We start from the raw sequence: 17,085 nt of genomic DNA, 5'->3' as shown, positions 1-17,085 counted from the left end.
GCGATCATGACGAGTGATGAGCGTGGGGACGGTCGGGGATGGGAGGTCGCTCCCATTGGGCAGAGGAAACCGGCAGCTGCGTCTGCAACATTGGCGTACCTGAACCAACCTGCGAAAATCCCGGCGTGATGGCGAGGCGACTGGCTCACTATCAAAAAACTAATATCGAGGCAGCGCCTCGCCATCATCGCTCGAAAACCGCACACAGGCGGCGCTTTGGCACGCGTCAGTGATTTTGTCCCAATGCGACAAAGCGATGAATTCCGCCATGCGTGGGACGCATAATGCAGGTGACGCATACGGCATGGCATTGCCGCACAAATCATCGCATCCTCGGCAGGTTGCCAATCATCTGAAGGGGATACGCCAATGTTTGTGCGTGCCGTCTGGCGTCTCAAGCGCCTGGTCGACATCAAGCAGACGTTGCGGGAAATGGACGTTCCCTCAACGCGTGATGCAGACCTGTTGGGGCTTTCCGGCCCTGATTTCTCCAAAATGACGCAGTCCTTGTTCGACCGCTGAGCCTTTGCACCGTCCAATTTGTCGTTCTGGCCGCCGGATGGTCACCTGGCGGCCATCGCCCGGACGCAAGCGTTAACCGAATATGAATACACTCAGTTAAAGCCCTGCACCGCTCGCATAGCTTGCTTGATCAATGACCCACTGCTCATTCGGTCGGCCTTGCCCTAGATATAGCCTTGTAAACGCAAGGAGATACCAAATGGACATTCGCAAGACTTTCAAGAAGTGGGCCGCCTACCAGCAGACCGTCCGTGAGCTCGCCGCTCTCGACAACCGTCAGCTCAACGATCTGGGCATTGCGCGCACCGACATCACTCGCATCGCCCGCGACCATGCTGCCGGTCTCTAATATTTGCCCAACTGAACTCTCAGCCCAAGCAAATCGAACAGCCGCTTCTCTCTGAGATGCGGCTGTTTTGCTTTTCGGCGGCACGCCGCTAACGCCTGAATCTATCCACGCCCTGCCCTGATGCAGTAGCCTAGTCGTCAGATTTGTTGCACTCGACGACGCCGCTTGCTATCTGCGCAGCATGTCCACATCAGAACCTATTCATATCATTGGCGGCGGTCTCGCCGGCTCCGAGGCCGCGTGGCAGGCGGCGCAAGCCGGCGCCCAGGTCGTGTTGCACGAAATGCGCCCCGTCCGTATCACCGACGCCCACCAGACCGACAGTCTGGCCGAGCTGGTCTGCTCCAACAGCTTCCGCTCCGACGATCACGAGCATAATGCCGTGGGGCTGCTGCATGAGGAAATGCGGCGCTGCGGCTCGCTGATCATGCAGGCCGCCGACCAGCACAAGCTGCCCGCCGGCGGTGCGCTGGCCGTTGACCGCCACGCCTTCTCGGCCGAGGTCACCCGCGCCATCGAGAACCATCCCAATATCACCCTCGACCGCACTGAAGTGCCGGGCATGCCGCCCGAAGACTGGCGCAATGTCATCATCGCCACCGGCCCACTGACCTCGCCGGCCATGGCCGAAGCCATTCTCGCCAAGACCGGCGAAGATGCGCTGGCCTTCTTCGACGCCATCGCGCCGATCGTCCATCATGACAGCATCAATATGGACATCGTCTGGGCCCAGTCGCGCTATGACAAGGTTGGACCGGGCGGCACCGGCGCCGACTATCTCAACTGCCCGATGGACAAGGACCAGTATTTTGCCTTCGTCGAGGCGCTCAAGGTGGCACCGCTGCACGAATTCAAGGATTGGGAAAAGGTCCCCTATTTCGACGGCTGCCTGCCCATCGAAGTGATGGCCGAGCGCGGCGTCGAAACCCTGCGCCACGGGCCTATGAAGCCAGTCGGCCTGACCAATCCGCGCGACCCCACCGTCAAATCCTACGCCATCGTCCAGCTGCGGCAGGACAATGCGCTGGGCACGCTGTGGAACATGGTCGGGTTCCAGACCAAGATGCGCTACGGCATCCAGGCCGATATCTTCCGCATGATCCCGGGGCTGGAAAACGCCCAGTTCGCCCGCCTCGGCGGCCTGCATCGCAACACCTTCCTCAATTCGCCGAAGGTGTTGGGGCCAGACCTTAAGCTGAAGGCCGATCCGCGCATCCGCTTCGCCGGTCAGGTCACCGGGGTTGAAGGCTATGTCGAAAGCGCCGCCTGCGGGCTGATCGCCGGCCGCATGGCCGCTGCCGAATTGCGCGGCGAAACCTTGGCCGCGCCGCCGCTGACCACGGCGCTCGGCGCCCTGATCGCCCATATCACCGGCGGCCACGTCGAGGCCGAAAGCTATAGTGGCGCTCGCAGCTTCCAGCCGATGAACATCAATTTCGGGCTGTTCCCGGAAGTGACCATCGTCAAGCCGGAAGGCGTGGCGCGCTGGCGTGGGCCGGACAAGACCATCGCCAAGCGCAAGGCGATCACTAGCCGAGCGCTGGAAGATCTGAAGGCCTGGGCCTGAACGAAAACGGAGCTGGCTAGCGGTTACGCCAGCTCCACCATGCCAGCCGGGCGATCTTGCGCCAGTCGGCTTCATCAGGCACCGGCGCGAACAAACCACTGCTGCGCTGATTCAGCGCTGCCAGTTCTGCCCGCAGCAGGGAGACACTGGCAAAGGCCGGCTTGAGCTTGCCGGGCAAAGCGGCAATCGCCGACTCGGCCTTGGTCAGATGTTCGCCCGCCAATTCGGCGGTCTGCCCCAAAGCTGCCGCCAGCCCCTCGCTCTCGGTGCCCGAGAAAATCTCCCCCTCGCGCACCCCATTGGCGGCAAAGATCGACCAGGGCAACACGATGCGCCCCTGCGACGACACATAGCCAAAAGCCCGCAGATGGCCGATCATGGCATGGGCCACGCCCAGATGGCCGGCGGCGTCGCCGGTCTCGATGCTCTCGCCATCATTGAGGATCATCGCCGCCAGCTGATACAGCGTCGACACCGTCTCGCCGGCATAGCCTTCAAAGCTCTCGAGGTCCGGCATCGGATCGTCATAGAGATCGAAGCGCCGCGCCCCAATCAGCCGCAGCAGCGTGCCGGCCGGAATATTGTAGCGGGTGGTGGTCGCCAGCAGCGCATCGGCCACCGGGTTTTGATGCACCGCGCCATGCTCCTGCCCGGATAGCGTATCGCTCCACCACTGCAGGCGGATTTCGCCGGGGGCCGGATTGCTCACCCGTTCGCGGACGGCAGCGACGTCGGCGTTGAAAGCATAGAGCGCGGTGATGGCATCGCGGTAATCCCCGCGCAGCACCAGCGTGGCAAGATAGCGCTCGTGATCACCCTGACGCAGGGCTTCGGCGGCATGGACAAAACTCTCAGCGGCCATTCAGCGGACCTTGTCGACGGCGATCAATGCCGCCGCCACTGCCCGCTTTTCGGCGAGCAGCACATTATAGGTACGGACGGCGCTGCCGGTATTGATCGCCTCGACGATCACACGCCGCTCCCGCAGCGCCTCACGCAGTTCGCGCGGTACGGCGGCAATGTCGGGGCCGATGCCGATCAGCAGCACATCGATATCGTCGGCTGCGGCGAAGACCGGGGCCAGCGATTCGATGGTGATCGCCTCCGGTGTCTGCACGTCCCAGGCGAACATGCCCTGCGGTAGGCACAGCAGCGAGCCGCGATGCGACAGGCCGGCAAAGCGGAACCCGCTATTGCCATAGGCATCAATGCCGACCTGCTCGGGGTAGTATCGCGTCTCGCTCAAGTTACTTCCAGCTTCAGACAGAGGAGCCGTCGATCGCCTTTGCCGCTGGCTTGTCCTCATCAACCTTCGACTTGAGGCCGAAATTGATCAGGATCGGGCCGTTGACGATGATCGACGAATACATGCCGACGATACAGCCGAAGGTCATGGCGATGGTGAAGCTCCGGATCACTTCGCCGCCGAACAGCACCAGCGGAATCAGCGCCAGGAACACGGTGAACTGCGTCAGCGAGGTGCGCACGATGGTCTGGTTGATCGACAGATCGATCAGCTCCGGCAGTGGCATCTTGCGATGTTTTCGCAGGTTTTCACGCACACGGTCGGAAATCACCACGGTTTCGTTCAGCGACAGACCCACCAGAGTCAGCACGGCCGCAATCGAGGTGAGGTTGAATTCCAACCCGGTTATCGAGAACAGCCCGATGGTCATGATCACGTCATGAGTGGTGGTGGTCACTGCCGCCATGGCGAACTGCCACTCGAAGCGGAACCAGATGTAGATCAGGATCGCCCCGAGCGCGATGATGACGGCGATCGCGCCCTTCCAGGCGAGTTCGCCCGAAACCGTGCCGCTGACCGCCTCCGTGCTGCGCACGGTATAGTTCTCGGTGGCCAGCGCATCACGGACCTTGGACACAGCGACCTGGTCGGCGTCCTGGCCGCCCTCCTGTGCCTGCACGCGAACCAGCACGTCTTCCGGCGTGCCAAAGCCCTGCACCTGCACTTCGCCCAGTTCCAACCCGTCGAGCAGTTCGCGCACCTTGCCGACATCGGCCGGGCCGTCCTCATGCTGGATGACAATGGCGGTGCCGCCGACAAAGTCGATGCCGAGATTGAAGCCCTTGAAGTAGGCCGAGCCGATGGATGCCACGCTGGCGACGATCGAGAACAGGATCACATAGCGCGAGATCTTCATGAACGGGATTTTGGTGCCGTCCGGGATGAAGCGGAAATGCTGGATCTTCAGCACCTTCGGGCGCACCGCCCGGAACCACATCTGCACCTGATAGGAGGTCAGGGTATAGGAGGTGAACAGCGAGGTCAGGATGCCGAGCGCCAGGGTAACGGCAAAGCCCTGCACCGGGCCGGAGCCCAGAAAATACAGCACGATGGCTGAGATAAGCTGGGTCAAGTGCGAGTCGATAATGGTGCCCCAGGCCCGCTCGAAACCGGCATTTATGGCCTGGATCGGCGTTTTGCCGGCGCGCTGCTCCTCGCGCATGCGTTCATAGATCAGCACGTTGGCGTCCACGGCCATGCCGATGGTCAGCACGATGCCGGCTATGCCGGGCAAGGTCAGCGTGGCCCCCAGCATCGACAGCGCACCGAAGATCAGGATGACGTTGAGGATCAGCGAGACGTTGGCGAACACGCCCCACACGCCATAGGCCAGCACCATGAACACGACGACGAGCGCGCTGGCGACAACACCGGCGGTCAGACCCGAACGGATCGAGTCGGCGCCGAGGCTGGCGTCCACCGTGCGCTCCTCGACCACGTCGAGCGAGGCCGGCAAGGCGCCGGCGCGCAGCAGCACAGCGAGATCGTTGGCCGTGGAGGTGGTGAAGCTGCCGCTGATCTGGCCCGAGCCGCCGGTGATTGGCTGCTGGATGACCGGAGCGGTGATGACCGTGTTGTCGAGCACGATGGCAAAGCGCTGACCGACATTGGCGCCGGTGATCTGGCCAAAGGTGATGGCGCCACGGGTGTCGAACTTGAAGCTGACCACGGGCATGGAGCGCTGCTGGTCATAGCTCGGCTGCGCATCGACCAGCGACTCGCCGCCAAGGGCGACGTCTTCATAAAGCAGCTCTTCGGTGCCGTCCTGGCTGGGCAGGATCATGGTGCCGGCGGGCAGGCCCTGGGCCTTGGCCTGGGCGGCGCTCATGCCGGGATAGACCATGTGGAAAGTCAGTCGCGCGGTGCGCGAAATAATGTCCTTGAGGCGCTCGCTGTCGCCAAAACCGGGAACCTGCACCAGCACGCGATTGGTGCCCTGGCGCTGAATTTGCGGTTCGGTGGTGCCAAGCTCGTCGACGCGCTTGCGGATCACTTCGATGGACTGCGCCACCAGTGCCGACATGCGCTGCTCGACACCCTCAGGAGTGAGCGTCACGGTGAGCTTGCCATCCGGCGTTTCGCCAAAAGCGAGTTCGTTGACGCCGCCCACGGCGATCAGCGAGTTGCTGATCGAATTCTGCAGCGCCTCGACAGCGGTACGCGCTGCGGCCTTCTGGCTCGGGTCGGTCAGCTCGATCGTCAGCGTGCGTGTAGCCGGATCGGTAGTGATGAGATTGCCGATGCCATTCTGATTGGCAAGCGTATTGCGGACGTCGCGGCGCAGGGTCTGCAGCCGCTCGGTGACGATGCCGTCCTGATTGACCTGCAACAGCAGGTGCGAACCACCCTGCAAGTCCAGACCCAGAACCACAGTCTGCCTGGGCAGGAAGCCCGGCCAGTTGTCACGCACGTTGTCGGGCAGGAAACTGGGGACCGCAAACAACACGCCCAGCAGGGCTACGATGGCGATGATGGCGGTGCGGATGGGCGAAAACTGCATCTAGGTCGTCCTGAAAGGAAAAAACCGGAGCCCATGGGCTCCGGCGTTGTTCATGTGACGCCGTTAGGCTGGCTTGTTGTCGTTGACCGGCTCGGCCTTGGAGCGGACGTCGGCAACCATGCCGCGCACCAGCTTCACCTTGACGCCCGAAGCGATCTCGACTTCGAGGTCTTCGCCATCAACGGCCTTGGTCACCTTGCCGACGATGCCGCCGGTGGTGACAACGGTGTCGCCACGACGGATGGCCGACAGCATGGCCTGCTGGGCCTTCAGACGCTTCTGCTGCGGACGGAAAATCAGGAACCAGAAAATCACGACGAGCAGCAGAATGGGCATCAGCTGGACGACGATATCGGTGATTCCACCCGATGGGGCGGCGCCGGTTGCCTGGGCAAAAGCGGGCGTTACGAACATTAGGCGAGGCTCCTATCGATTCTTCTTGGCTTATTGGAAGGCGACACCAGGAACCAGCAAAATGGTTGCGGAACCACTGGACGCATATGGGGCAAACTGCACTTGCGCCCCGGTCAAAATCGCGCGGACTATACATTTGCCCCCCAGCGATTGCAAAGCCATTCCGGGGACTGCAAATTGCCGCGCCGATCATAAGGACGACATACCTTGAAGACCGAAGACCGCCTAGCCGAAATCTCCGCTGCACTCACTGAAATTTCGAGTGTTCTCAAAGGCATGGTGCCGCCAACCAAGATTGCATCGAGCGCGTTGGGCGCAGCCGATGCCTATTATTGGGATGGCGATGCCGGGATGTTGATGGCTGTGCCCAAAGTCAGCCGCGTATCGCTGGACATGCTCAAGGGCATCGATTCCGTGCAGGACATTCTGCTGCGCAATACCGAACAGTTCGCCCGTGGCCACGGCGCCAACAATGCGCTGCTCTGGGGCGCTCGCGGCATGGGTAAAAGTTCGCTGGTCAAAGCCATCCACGGCCATATCGGCGAACGCGCCAACGAGGGCTTCCAGCGTCTGGTGTTGATCGAGATTGCCCGGGAAGACCTTGAAACCCTCCCTGCCCTGATGCGCCAGATCGGCGGTATCGAGGCCCGCTTCATCGTCTTCTGCGACGACCTCAGCTTCGACAATGGCGAAGTCAGCTACAAATCGCTCAAAACCATCCTCGATGGCGGTCTCGAAGGGCGGCCGGAAAACGTGCTGTTCTACGCCACCTCCAACCGCCGCCATCTGATGCCGCGCGACATGATCGAGAATGAGCGCTCGACCGCCATCAATCCGGGCGAAGCCGTCGAAGAAAAAGTGTCGCTCTCGGACCGCTTCGGGCTGTGGCTGGGCTTCCACAATTGCGACCAGCCGACCTTCCTCACCATGGTGCAGGCCTATGCCGACCACTATGGGCTCGATCTCGACGCCGAAACCCTGCGCGCCCGCGCCATCGAATGGTCCGCCACCCGCGGCGCCCGCTCGGGCCGAGTCGCCATCCAGCTGGTGCGGACGCTCGCCGGCGAATTGGGCAAGCCGATCTGACTTACACAAACAAAAACCCCCGCTCGCGCGGGGGTCTTCTTGTTTCAGATGCTTCGACTAACCAGCCAGCAGCGGCACCGGATCGACCGGCGTAGCGCCCTTGCGGATTTCGAAGTGCAGCTGCGGCTTGGTCACCGAGCCGGTCATGCCGGCGGCGCCGATATTGTCACCGCGACCGACGACGGCGCCCTTGGCCACGCTCATCGACTGCAGATGGGCATAGGCCGAGACATAGCCATTGGGGTGGCGGATCAGGATCAGATTGCCATAGCCTTCGACCCCGGAGCCGACATAGATCACGGTGCCGTTCTCGGCGGCCTTGACCGAAGAACCTTCCGGCACTTCGATGTTGATGCCGGTGCCCTTGGACGAGGCGAAATCGACCAGCACGCGACCGCTGGCGGGCCAACGGAACTTGTCATTGCCCGACATTGCCGGTTCCGCGGCGGGAATTGCGGCAGTCTGCGTCGGCGCCACCTGTGCCGGAGCGGCCTGTGCGGGGGCAGCGGGCGTTGGCGTTGCGGCTTGCAGCGCATTGGGCGCGGCCTGCGGCAGCGTCTGCTGCGCCGGTGCGGGTGCCATTGGCGTGGCGCTGGCGACCTGGGTCGGCGCCTTGGTTGCCAACAGATCAGCGCGACCCGGGATGATCACCTTCTGCCCGACCACAATCTTGTCGGGCGACGACAGATTGTTGGCCTGAACCAGCGACTGGGTGGTCACTTCGTAGCGGCGGGCGATGGTGTAAAGCGACTCGCCGCTAGCAATGGTGTGGGTAAAGCTGTTCGTCGCGCCAGGCTGCGGCGTCGCCGCGGCAAGCGCCGGCACCGAGTTATTGGTGGGCAAACTGCCAAGGGCAGCAGGAGACGGCATCGGAGTGGCCGAAGCGAAGGCGGGCTGTGGTTGCATGATGGGCAGGGATCCCTGAGAAGACGGGTTACTCAGTACAGGAAGGTCTTGGGACTGGACGGACGGCATCGGCTGGTTAAAGGCAGTCTGCGGCTGGTTCCAGGCAGGCTGGACGGCCGTCGGCTGACTGTTGAAACCGCCACCACCGACATTGGCCGGGGGCAGAAACGGGCTTTCGGCCATCATATTCTGGGGGGCACCCAGGCTCGAGGGCATCGGCTGGCCAAAGCTGGCGGGAGCACTTTGCTGCACGGAGCCAGTGGTCACGGGATCGCTAAAGGCCCGACTACCGAGACTGGAACACCCGGAAAGCGCAACGGCGGCCGCGATTAGGCCAACCATTGCAACGGCACCTTTGGGCGCCCGGCGGGATACGCGGATACTCATCAGCTACACTCGTACGCAGGTACTCAACACAAGTTTGAAACTAAGCCGGTAAGGTAAAGACGAGTTTAAGGCCGATGCGATTTGAGCAAATTCGTGACGGCCGGATTCTGGATTGGGTAAGGTTAAGAACGAAGGGGCCGCGCTAGCCCCACCGGCACCTGCTGAAACGCAAAAACCCGCCGGATATCCCCGGCGGGTCGAATGGCCCTTATAGTGCCAACTTTTGAACGTCCGGACTGCCTAGAGCTGTTCGGCCCGCAACTGCGCCGCGCTCTTGGCCGACAACAGCCCCGGCGCTACGTCGAACACCGTCTTGGCGCCATACTGGCCCATCTGCTGCAAACGATGCGTCGCCCTGGCATAGGCCACCAGCACGCTGGCGGTAAATTCGGGATTGCTGTCGAGCTTGAGGCTATATTCCACCACCTGGGCATTGGCCTCGGAGGTGTTGCCGCTGCGAATGACGAAGCCGCCATGCGGCATCGCCTGGTGGTCGCGGCGCAATTCCTCGGCGGTGATGAAATTGACCGTGGTGTCATATTCATCGAAATAATGCGGCATGGTGGTGATGGCGGTTCGCACCGCCTCGGCATCAGCCCCCGCCTCCAGCACCACGAAGCATTCGCGCCGATGCTTCTCGCGGGTGGTTAGCGTCGGACGTGACGCGCTGCGCACCAGATCGACGGCCTGTTGCACCGGACGGGTATATTGCACGCCATTGGCCACACCGGGCACGCGGCGCACCGCATCGGAATGCCCCTGGCTCAACCCGTCCCCCCAGAAGGTATAGGTCGCACCATCGGGCAGCAGTGCTTCGCCGATCACCCGATTGATGGAGAACAGGCCGGGGTCCCAGCCCACCGAGATCAGCGCCGTCTTGTGATTGGCCAGCGCCGGGGCATCGACCGCAGCAAAATAGTCGGGAATGCGGGCGTGGGTGTCGAAGCTGTCGACGGTGTTGAACAACGCCGCCAGTTCAGGCCCCTGCTTTGGCAAGTCGTCCTTGGAGCCGCCGCACAGAATCAACACGTCGATCTGGTCGGCATGACCGGCGAGATCGGCCATGGCAAACACTGGTGTGTCGGCCTGTAGCGGGCTGATCGTCTCGGGCGCCCGGCGGGTATAGATGCCCACCAGTCGCATATCGGGATTTTTTGGCATGGCGGCTTCGACGCCGCGTCCGAGGTTGCCGTGGCCGGCGATGGCGATCCGAATGTGGTCAGCCATGATGAGTCATGCCCTCTTATTCATGCAAATTATTGTGGTTGCCGCGCGCCGACGCCCTAAAGCGTCAACATGCCCCGCATTCGTTCCACCAGCGCCGCATCGGTTTGCTGCAGCAGCATCGGCGTTACCGTTACATAGCCGTCGCGGCGCATGATTTCGAAGTCGGCCGAGCGGTCGAGCGGCATCGGGGTTTCGGGGATGGCGATGAAGAATTTGCCGTCATTGTCGCTGGGATAATAGCGGAACGGCGAGCGCGAAAAGCGCTGATGCGGGGCCACGGCGATGCCCTTGGTCTCATCGGGATCGCAGAACGGGAAATTGACGTTGTAATAGTGCTCGCGCCCTTGGGCGGCGGCAATGATCGAGCGGGCAGCGGCAGCCCCGTGGCGGATGGAGTTGGACCAATCCACCTCGCGGCTGACCTCGTAATTCATGCCCTGGCTCATAGCGATGCCAATGGCGCCCTGCAGGGCCCCTTCCCGCGCGCCGGCCGCCGTGCCTGAGCAGTTGATGATATCGCCCAGATTCTGCCCGGCATTGACCCCGGACAGCACCACATCAGCCGGGCGATCGCCCAGCAGATGGGTCATGCCGGCAACGACACAGTCAGCCGGCGAGCCGCCGACCACGGCAAATGTCCGCTCATCGCGCTGGTCGAAATGCAACTCGCGGCCAAGGGTGAAGCGGTGCCCTGCCCCTGACTGGTTGCCATCGGGCGCCACGATCCAGATATCATCGCTCAGCGTCCGGGCGATATCGGCCATGATGGCGATGCCAGGCGCATCCACACCATCATCATTGGTGATGAGGATGCGCAGGCTCATGCCCGGCCGCCGATGGAGGTGAGGCCGCCCATATAGGGCTGCAGCACGTCAGGCACGCGGACCGAGCCGTCTTCCTGCTGGTAGTTCTCCAACACAGCGATGAGGCAGCGCCCGACAGCCGTGCCCGAACCATTGAGCGTATGGACAAAGCGCGGTGCCTGCTTCTCGCCGGCGGGGCGATAGCGCGCATCCATGCGCCGCGCCTGGAAATCGCCGCAGACCGAGACCGAGGAGATTTCGCGATAGGTGTCCTGACCCGGGAGCCAGACTTCCAGATCATAGGTCCGCTTGGCGCCGAAGCCGATATCGCCGGTGCACAGATCCATCACCCGATAATGCAGGCCCAGACGCTGCAGCACCGTCTCAGCGCAAGCCAGCATGCGCTCATGCTCGTCCACCGAAGTTTCCGGCGTGGTGATCGACACCATTTCCACCTTGTTGAACTGGTGCTGGCGCAGCATGCCGCGCGTATCGCGACCGGCCGAACCGGCTTCCGAGCGGAAACAGGGGGTGAGTGCGGTGAGGCGCAGCGGCAGTTCTTCCTCGGCAAGAATGGATTCGCGGACGAAATTTGTCAGCGGCACTTCGGCCGTCGGGATCAGCGCCAACCGCGATTCGCCGTGCGGGGTGAAGAACAGGTCGTCCTCGAATTTCGGCAACTGATTAGTCCCGAACAGCGCGTCGTCCTTCACCAGCAGTGGCGGCTGCACTTCGGTGTAGCCATGCTCGGTCGTATGCAGATCGAGCATGAACTGGCCGAGAGCGCGTTCGAGGCGAGCCACCTGCCCCTTCAGCACGACAAAGCGGCTGCCGGAAAGCTTGGCGGCGACCTCAAAGTCCATCTGCCCCATGGCTTCGCCGATCTCGTAATGCTCCTTGGGAGCGAACGAGAAGCTGGGCCGGGGGGCACGGGCTTGGGCGGCGGTCTCGGGCGTGCCGTTGCGGCCGAAATATTCGACATTGCCGGATTCGTCGGTGCCGTCCGGCACGTCTTCGAAGACGAGGTTGGGAATGACCGAGAGGGCATTGCGCAGTTCGAGTTCGATGGCGCGCTCGTCGGCTTCGCCCTGGGGAATGAAGTCCTTGAGGCCAGCAACTTCGGCCATCAGTTCGGCGGCCTTGGCCTCATCCTTCTGCGCTTTGGCCTGGCCGATCTGCTTGGAGAGCGCATTGCGCTTCTCCTGCGCTTCGTTCAGGCGGGCGATGATGTCGCGACGCTTGTCATCGATGGCCAGCAGATCGGCGGAACGCACGGAGACGCCCTTGCGCCGCGAAACGGCAGCATCGAAGGCTTCGGCGTTGGCTCTGATCCACTTGATATCGAACATCGATTGCTACGGGTCGTCGCCCGCCTCTTGGTTGGTAAACTGCTATAAATGCACTGATTTGTGAGTTTGTCTAAGGTCGTCAGGGACGCCCGGCAATCCCCAAAGCGCCAATGCCACCGAACGGCGCAGCAAGACCCCACGGCTGGCCGCGCCAACCATGAGGCCCTTGGCGACTATTCAGATGATGATTTGGACAGCTCGGCTTCCTGTGCCGCCAGCTTGGCAGCACGGCGCTTTTCGACCATGCGAACCGACAGGATCGAAAGTTCGTAGAGCAGATACATCGGCACGGCCAAGCCGATCTGGGAGATCGGATCAGGCGGGGTGATGAAAGCCGCGAAAATCAGAATGCCGACGATGGCGTAGCGACGGCCCTTCTGGAGCATGTCGACATGCACGAGATCGATCTGGGCCAGCAGCGTCAACACCACCGGCAGCTGGAAGCAGACGCCGAAGGCCAGGATCAGCAGCATGGCGAGGCCGAGATATTCGCTGACGCTGGTCAGCATCTCGATATCGGCGGTCTGCATGCCGGCAAAGAAGCTCAGCGCCATCGGCAGCACGACGAAATAGACCAGGGCCGCGCCGGCTACGAAAAAGATCGGTGTGGCAATGAGGTAGGGGATGAACGCTTTACGCTCATGCTTGTAGAGCCCGGGTGCCACGAACATGTAAATCTGGCTGGCCACCATGGGAAAGCCAAGGAAGACCGCCCCGAACAATGCGACGTTCAGATAGGTAAAAAACAGCTCCTGCGGCGCGGTGAAGATCAGGTTCGCGCCTGGCACGGAGTGCTTGTAGGGGATCAGCAGCCAGTCATAGATGGTGCTGGCGAAAATGAAACAGAAGGCCATCAGCGCGACGATGGTCACCGCCGAATAGATCAGCCGCTTGCGCAGCTCGACCAGGTGCTCGAGCAGCGGAGCCTCGCTGCCGGCGAGTTCGTCTTCGGCAGTCTTGCTCTTGTCTTCGATCTGCTTGGTGTCGGCCATAATTTATACGTCCCCAGCCTTGGCGGCTTCGACAGGAGCTGCCTTCGGCTTGGCGGCGGCGCGTTTCTTGGGCGCGGGCTTGGCAACGGCTGGTTCAGCCTCCACGGCCTTGGCCGGCTTTGCCGCTGCCGCAGGCTTGGCCGTCGCGGTCTTCTTGGCGGCAGGCTTCTTCACCGGCTTATCAGCCGGTGCCGGGCTTTCCAGCGGAGCGAGTTCAGTGGTGATCACCGGGCGGGTCGGGGCGGCCTTGGCCTTCACCGGAGCCTTCTTGGCCACGACTTTCTTGGCCGGAGCGGCCACGGGCGCCTTGGGCGTCGTGGCGGCGGACTTGAAGCCGGATTCGGCGGCGACCTGATCCGCCGTCTTGGGCGGCGTCATGCCAGCGGCGGCCTTGATCTCATCGACGACGCTTTCCGCCTTGGGATCAGTCGGCTTGATGACGCCGCTGGGCTTTGGCCCCGTCGGCGTCATGGCGTTGAACTCCTTGCGAATTTCGTCGGAGGTCTTCTTGAGCGGCGCGGTGATCGAGTTGCGCAGATTGCGCACCTCGTCCATTCCGGTCGTCTTGTTGATCTCACGCTGGAAGTCGTTGCCCATGCGCCTGATCTGCCCGACGATCTTGCCGACGCGGTTCATCACCACCGGCAAGTCCTTAGGCCCGATGACAATCAGCGCAACAACGCCGATCACCAGCATCTCTGTCCAGCCCAAGCCGAGCATAGTTCTAATCCTTACACAGCAACGGCGCGGCCGGCAGAAGCGTCCTTAGACGTCCTTCTTCTCGGTCTCGCGAAGGGTGGCGTCAGCGGTGGTGGTAACCTGCTCCACCGGCTTGTCGTCGTCCTTCATGCCCTTCTGGAAGGCTTTGATGCCCGAAGCAACTTCACCCATCATGCCGGAAATCTTCCCGCGACCAAACAGCAGGATCACAACAACGGCGACAACGAGAATGCCCCAAATTCCTGGCGCGTGCATTTTAGTCTCCCTAGAATTCGTTTATGCGCGTTACACGCGATAGATGGGTCAGAAATAGGTTCAATCGCGGGCAAACACAAGAACGTGCTCGGGATTAAGCGTCACGAAGACGTCCTGGCCCACAACTAGTTCGGCATCTGATGGCTGGCGCAGGCCCAACGGGGTGTCCAGGCCATCGACCATCAGCTCGCAGATATCAATGCCAATGGCATCGCGCTTGCCGACGATGCGGCCCAGCGTGCCCGTGCCACGCGCCGCCATGGACACGCCGCCGGCGGGCCGAATGGCAACCGTGACCGCAGCCCCATCGGTCAGACCCGGCGCCGGCACGGAGCCCAGCGGGGTCGAAACGCGGCCGCCGGACACCACGCTGTCGATCTCGCTGAGCGGCGAGAAGAAGCGGGCGGCGCTGAGGTCGATGGGATGGCGGTAGATTTCGGTGGCGGTGCCGATCTGGGCGATGCGGCCATGGCGCAGCAGCGCAACCCGGTCGCCCAGCACCATGGCCTCTTCGGGGTCATGGGTGACGATCAGGCTGGTGACGTGGGTTTCCCGCAGCACGGCAAGGGTTTCCTCGCGGACGGTCTCGCGCAGGCGGGCGTCGAGGCTGGAGAAGGGTTCGTCGAGCAGCAGCACGCCGGGGCGCGGAGCGACGCTGCGGGCCAGCGCCAGGCGCTGTTGCTGGCCGCCGGAGAGCATATGGGGGAAGTCGGCCTCGCGGTCGGCCAGCCCCACCCGGCGCAGGGCAGCGCGGGCCTGGGCCAGCGCAGCGACGCGCCCGAGCTTGCGCAGGCCGAACAGGACATTGTGCAGGACGCTCAAATGCGGGAATAGCGCAAAGTCTTGAAACATCAACCCGATACCGCGGCGATCCGGCGGCGTGGTGACGCCGGGGGCCGAGACGGTGCTACCATTGATGCGGACGGCGCCGCCATGAATGGGCTGGATGCCGGCAGCAACGCGCAAGGCGGTGGATTTGCCGGAGCCCGATTCGCCGAGCAGGCAGACGATTTCGCCGGGTTTCAGGGTCAGGCTGAAGCGGTCGAGCACCACCCTGCCCCCGAGCCGGACATCGACGGCGTCGAACTCCAAGGTGGCGGCGAAGCTGACGCCGGTGGTGCCGCGCAAGCCCCAGTCCGAACTGGATTTTTCAGCCATCAGTCCTGCTCCTCGTCGCCGCCGGCATCGTCGGGGTCGAGCGGGTCTTCGTCATCGCGCAGCGCACCGTCGAAGGGAAGCGGGATCTGCATATTGGGCGGCAGGCGGCCGGAAAGCAGGCCAGAACCCTTCAATTCGTCGAGACCGGGCAGATCGCCAAGGCTTTCCAAACCGAAGTGATCGAGAAAAGCGTCGGTGGTGCCGTAGGTTACCGGGCGACCGGGCGTGCGACGACGACCGCGCAGGCGAATCCAGCCGGCTTCCAGAAGCAGGTCAATGGTGCCCTTGCCGGTGGCAACGCCGCGGACTTCCTCGATCTCGGCGCGGGTGGTGGGCTGGTGGTAGGCGATGATGGAGAGGGTTTCGAGCGCCGCACGGGAGAGCGGACGCGTCTCCTGCTCGTCGCGGCGCAGCAGAAAGCCGAGGTCTTCGGCGGTGCGAAAGGCCCATTTATCGGCGCGTCGCACCAGGTTCACTCCCCGCCCGGCATAGCGCTGCTGCAGCGTCAGCAGCAGGGCCGCAATGTTCGCTTCGGGCCCTACATAGGCTCGCAGGCTGTTGGCATCGAGCGGCTCACTCGCGGCAAAAAGCAGCGCTTCAAGCACGCGGAGATGGCGCTCAAGCACCTGGTTGGGCTCATCAATCGGGTCGGTCATTGCTGGTCGGCCTTGCGGCGGCGCATGAAGAGCGGGCCAAAGGTCTCGGTCTGGCGCAAATCGATCTGGCCGAGGCGAACCAGTTCGAGGCTCGAGGCAAAGCTCGAGGCGCGGATGGTGGCGCGCTCGGCCGGCATGGCGAGATATTCGGCCAGATAGGAATCCATCGACACCCACTCAAAACTATCGCCGATCAGGCGCTGGAGGATGTCCCGTGCCTCCTGCAGCGACCAGACGGTGCGCTGAATGGGGGAATAGTCGGTGGAGACGCCGCGTTCGCGCTGGGTGGAATAGGCTTTGAGCACATCGTAGAGCGAGGCTTCCCACAGGCTGGTACGCCGGATCTGGATCGGCTCGGGCATGCCGCGGGCATAGATCTGGAAGCCAAGCCGGGGCCGGTTCATCAGCTGGCTGGCGGCGCGGCGCATGGCTTCGAGGCGCTTCAACCGGAATTGCAGCATGGCGGCCAGCATTTCACCGGACGGCTCATCGTCCGACGGGGCCTGCGGCACCATCAGGCGGCTCTTGAGATAGGCCAGCCAGGCGGCCATCACCAGATAATCGGCGGCGACCTCGATGCGTTTCTCGCGCACGGTTTCGATGAAAGCCAGATATTGCTCGGCCAGAGCCAGCACGGAAATGGACGCCAGATCGACCTTCTGACGGCGGGCAAGATCAAGCAGCAGGTCGAGCGGGCCTTCATAGCCGTCGACATCGACATACATGACATCCTCGTCCGCCGGTGGGGCGGGCGTGTCAAACCAGTCGGTCTGGGCAGTCGTCATGAATTCAGGGCCGCGCTGCAGGACAATTGCGTCATCCTTGGCCGCTCGGTCCGGGCGCGTCAAGCGGCGATAGGGTGGGCAAGCCCCGGCCCGGAGGCCGGCG

General features: G+C 62.8%; 18 protein-coding genes. 4 read left to right on the top strand and 14 right to left on the bottom strand.

Annotation, left to right across the window (positions count from 1 at the left end; translation table 11 throughout):
* Window positions 1-369: 369 nt before the first annotated feature.
* The 3 genes from ACX3OW_RS20980 to trmFO all read left to right on the top strand — a co-directional run bounded on the left by ACX3OW_RS20980 (window position 370) and on the right by trmFO (window position 2,438).
* Window positions 370-522: a hypothetical protein gene (locus ACX3OW_RS20980; protein ID WP_459097736.1), complete on the top strand. Its 153-nt coding sequence runs from the start codon at window positions 370-372 to the stop codon at window positions 520-522.
* Between the two features lie 199 nt (window positions 523-721).
* Complete coding sequence (locus ACX3OW_RS20975) at window positions 722-871, top strand: DUF1127 domain-containing protein (protein WP_459097735.1); 150 nt, start codon at window positions 722-724, stop codon at window positions 869-871.
* Window positions 872-1,052: 181 nt separating this feature from the next.
* The gene (gene trmFO, locus ACX3OW_RS20970; RefSeq protein WP_459097734.1) at window positions 1,053-2,438 is read left to right on the top strand and encodes a methylenetetrahydrofolate--tRNA-(uracil(54)-C(5))-methyltransferase (FADH(2)-oxidizing) TrmFO; all 1,386 of its coding nucleotides are present in this window, start codon (window positions 1,053-1,055) and stop codon (window positions 2,436-2,438) included.
* 16 nt (window positions 2,439-2,454) lie between these two features.
* Here the strand turns inward: trmFO and ACX3OW_RS20965 are convergent, their stop codons facing one another.
* From ACX3OW_RS20965 to yajC, 4 genes are all read right to left on the bottom strand, one after another.
* The gene (locus tag ACX3OW_RS20965) at window positions 2,455-3,300 is read right to left on the bottom strand and encodes a phytoene/squalene synthase family protein (protein WP_459097733.1); all 846 of its coding nucleotides are present in this window, start codon (window positions 3,298-3,300) and stop codon (window positions 2,455-2,457) included.
* Window positions 3,301-3,684 carry an Mth938-like domain-containing protein gene (locus ACX3OW_RS20960; protein ID WP_459097732.1) on the bottom strand — a complete coding sequence of 128 codons (384 nt, stop codon included), beginning with the start codon at window positions 3,682-3,684 and terminating at the stop codon, window positions 3,301-3,303. It abuts the gene before it with no gap.
* Between the two features lie 13 nt (window positions 3,685-3,697).
* On the bottom strand, window positions 3,698-6,244 hold the full coding sequence (gene secD / locus ACX3OW_RS20955) for a protein translocase subunit SecD (RefSeq protein ID WP_459097731.1): 2,547 nt from the start codon (window positions 6,242-6,244) through the stop codon (window positions 3,698-3,700).
* A 63-nt stretch (window positions 6,245-6,307) separates the two neighbouring features.
* Window positions 6,308-6,658, bottom strand: coding sequence for a preprotein translocase subunit YajC (gene yajC / locus ACX3OW_RS20950; RefSeq protein WP_459097730.1), 351 nt, complete (start codon window positions 6,656-6,658; stop codon window positions 6,308-6,310).
* Window positions 6,659-6,865: 207 nt separating this feature from the next.
* On the opposite strand from yajC, the gene ACX3OW_RS20945 reads away from it, so the two are divergent.
* Window positions 6,866-7,744, top strand: coding sequence for an ATP-binding protein (locus ACX3OW_RS20945; RefSeq protein ID WP_459097729.1), 879 nt, complete (start codon window positions 6,866-6,868; stop codon window positions 7,742-7,744).
* A 57-nt stretch (window positions 7,745-7,801) separates the two neighbouring features.
* Here ACX3OW_RS20945 and ACX3OW_RS20940 read toward each other — a convergent pair whose 3' ends face one another.
* From ACX3OW_RS20940 to ACX3OW_RS20895, 10 genes are all read right to left on the bottom strand, one after another.
* Window positions 7,802-8,650 carry a peptidoglycan DD-metalloendopeptidase family protein gene (locus ACX3OW_RS20940; protein WP_459097728.1) on the bottom strand — a complete coding sequence of 283 codons (849 nt, stop codon included), beginning with the start codon at window positions 8,648-8,650 and terminating at the stop codon, window positions 7,802-7,804.
* A gap of 627 nt (window positions 8,651-9,277) precedes the next feature.
* Complete coding sequence (locus ACX3OW_RS20935) at window positions 9,278-10,264, bottom strand: diaminopimelate dehydrogenase (RefSeq protein ID WP_459097727.1); 987 nt, start codon at window positions 10,262-10,264, stop codon at window positions 9,278-9,280.
* 56 nt (window positions 10,265-10,320) lie between these two features.
* Entirely contained in the window at window positions 10,321-11,088 is a 768-nt protein-coding gene (gene surE, locus ACX3OW_RS20930) for a 5'/3'-nucleotidase SurE (RefSeq protein ID WP_459097726.1), read from the bottom strand.
* Window positions 11,085-12,416: a serine--tRNA ligase gene (gene serS / locus ACX3OW_RS20925; RefSeq protein ID WP_459097725.1), complete on the bottom strand. Its 1,332-nt coding sequence runs from the start codon at window positions 12,414-12,416 to the stop codon at window positions 11,085-11,087. Before serS ends, surE begins: the two co-directional genes overlap by 4 nt.
* 173 nt (window positions 12,417-12,589) lie before the next feature.
* Window positions 12,590-13,408, bottom strand: a complete 819-nt coding sequence (gene tatC, locus ACX3OW_RS20920) for a twin-arginine translocase subunit TatC (protein WP_459097724.1) — start codon at window positions 13,406-13,408, stop codon at window positions 12,590-12,592.
* A gap of 3 nt (window positions 13,409-13,411) precedes the next feature.
* The gene (gene tatB / locus ACX3OW_RS20915) at window positions 13,412-14,128 is read right to left on the bottom strand and encodes a Sec-independent protein translocase protein TatB (RefSeq protein WP_459097723.1); all 717 of its coding nucleotides are present in this window, start codon (window positions 14,126-14,128) and stop codon (window positions 13,412-13,414) included.
* Window positions 14,129-14,173: 45 nt separating this feature from the next.
* Window positions 14,174-14,383 (bottom strand): twin-arginine translocase TatA/TatE family subunit, encoded by a 210-nt coding sequence (tatA, locus tag ACX3OW_RS20910; RefSeq protein ID WP_459097722.1) that lies wholly within the window; start codon window positions 14,381-14,383, stop codon window positions 14,174-14,176.
* 60 nt (window positions 14,384-14,443) lie between these two features.
* A complete protein-coding gene (locus tag ACX3OW_RS20905; RefSeq protein WP_459097721.1) occupies window positions 14,444-15,541 on the bottom strand; it encodes an ABC transporter ATP-binding protein in 1,098 nt (365 codons plus the stop codon).
* Complete coding sequence (gene scpB / locus ACX3OW_RS20900) at window positions 15,541-16,197, bottom strand: SMC-Scp complex subunit ScpB (protein ID WP_459097720.1); 657 nt, start codon at window positions 16,195-16,197, stop codon at window positions 15,541-15,543. The genes ACX3OW_RS20905 and scpB overlap by 1 nt, the downstream gene beginning before the upstream one ends.
* On the bottom strand, window positions 16,194-16,982 hold the full coding sequence (locus ACX3OW_RS20895) for a segregation and condensation protein A (protein ID WP_459097719.1): 789 nt from the start codon (window positions 16,980-16,982) through the stop codon (window positions 16,194-16,196). Before ACX3OW_RS20895 ends, scpB begins: the two co-directional genes overlap by 4 nt.
* Between the last annotated feature and the right edge of the window lie 103 nt (window positions 16,983-17,085).

It is taken from the genome of Devosia sp. A449, assembly GCF_054489375.1.
Note: the sequence above shows the minus strand (reverse complement) of the source record. Positions and strands in the feature narration are given on the sequence as shown.

Excerpts from the sequence above, each read along its gene's own strand:
- trmFO (WP_459097734.1), top strand. The coding sequence starts at position 1,053 with ATGTCCACATCAGAACCTATTCATATCATTGGCGGCGGTCTCGCCGGC.
- ACX3OW_RS20905 (WP_459097721.1), bottom strand. The coding sequence starts at position 15,541 with ATGGCTGAAAAATCCAGTTCGGACTGGGGCTTGCGCGGCACCACCGGC.
- secD (WP_459097731.1), bottom strand. The coding sequence starts at position 6,244 with ATGCAGTTTTCGCCCATCCGCACCGCCATCATCGCCATCGTAGCCCTG.
- ACX3OW_RS20980 (WP_459097736.1), top strand. The coding sequence starts at position 370 with ATGTTTGTGCGTGCCGTCTGGCGTCTCAAGCGCCTGGTCGACATCAAG.
- ACX3OW_RS20965 (WP_459097733.1), bottom strand. The coding sequence starts at position 3,300 with ATGGCCGCTGAGAGTTTTGTCCATGCCGCCGAAGCCCTGCGTCAGGGT.
- tatC (WP_459097724.1), bottom strand. The coding sequence starts at position 13,408 with ATGGCCGACACCAAGCAGATCGAAGACAAGAGCAAGACTGCCGAAGAC.
- ACX3OW_RS20940 (WP_459097728.1), bottom strand. The coding sequence starts at position 8,650 with ATGCAACCACAGCCCGCCTTCGCTTCGGCCACTCCGATGCCGTCTCCT.
- scpB (WP_459097720.1), bottom strand. The coding sequence starts at position 16,197 with ATGACCGACCCGATTGATGAGCCCAACCAGGTGCTTGAGCGCCATCTC.
- ACX3OW_RS20935 (WP_459097727.1), bottom strand. The coding sequence starts at position 10,264 with ATGGCTGACCACATTCGGATCGCCATCGCCGGCCACGGCAACCTCGGA.
- tatB (WP_459097723.1), bottom strand. The coding sequence starts at position 14,128 with ATGCTCGGCTTGGGCTGGACAGAGATGCTGGTGATCGGCGTTGTTGCG.
- tatA (WP_459097722.1), bottom strand. The coding sequence starts at position 14,383 with ATGCACGCGCCAGGAATTTGGGGCATTCTCGTTGTCGCCGTTGTTGTG.
- surE (WP_459097726.1), bottom strand. The coding sequence starts at position 11,088 with ATGAGCCTGCGCATCCTCATCACCAATGATGATGGTGTGGATGCGCCT.
- yajC (WP_459097730.1), bottom strand. The coding sequence starts at position 6,658 with ATGTTCGTAACGCCCGCTTTTGCCCAGGCAACCGGCGCCGCCCCATCG.
- serS (WP_459097725.1), bottom strand. The coding sequence starts at position 12,416 with ATGTTCGATATCAAGTGGATCAGAGCCAACGCCGAAGCCTTCGATGCT.
- ACX3OW_RS20975 (WP_459097735.1), top strand. The coding sequence starts at position 722 with ATGGACATTCGCAAGACTTTCAAGAAGTGGGCCGCCTACCAGCAGACC.
- ACX3OW_RS20895 (WP_459097719.1), bottom strand. The coding sequence starts at position 16,982 with ATGACGACTGCCCAGACCGACTGGTTTGACACGCCCGCCCCACCGGCG.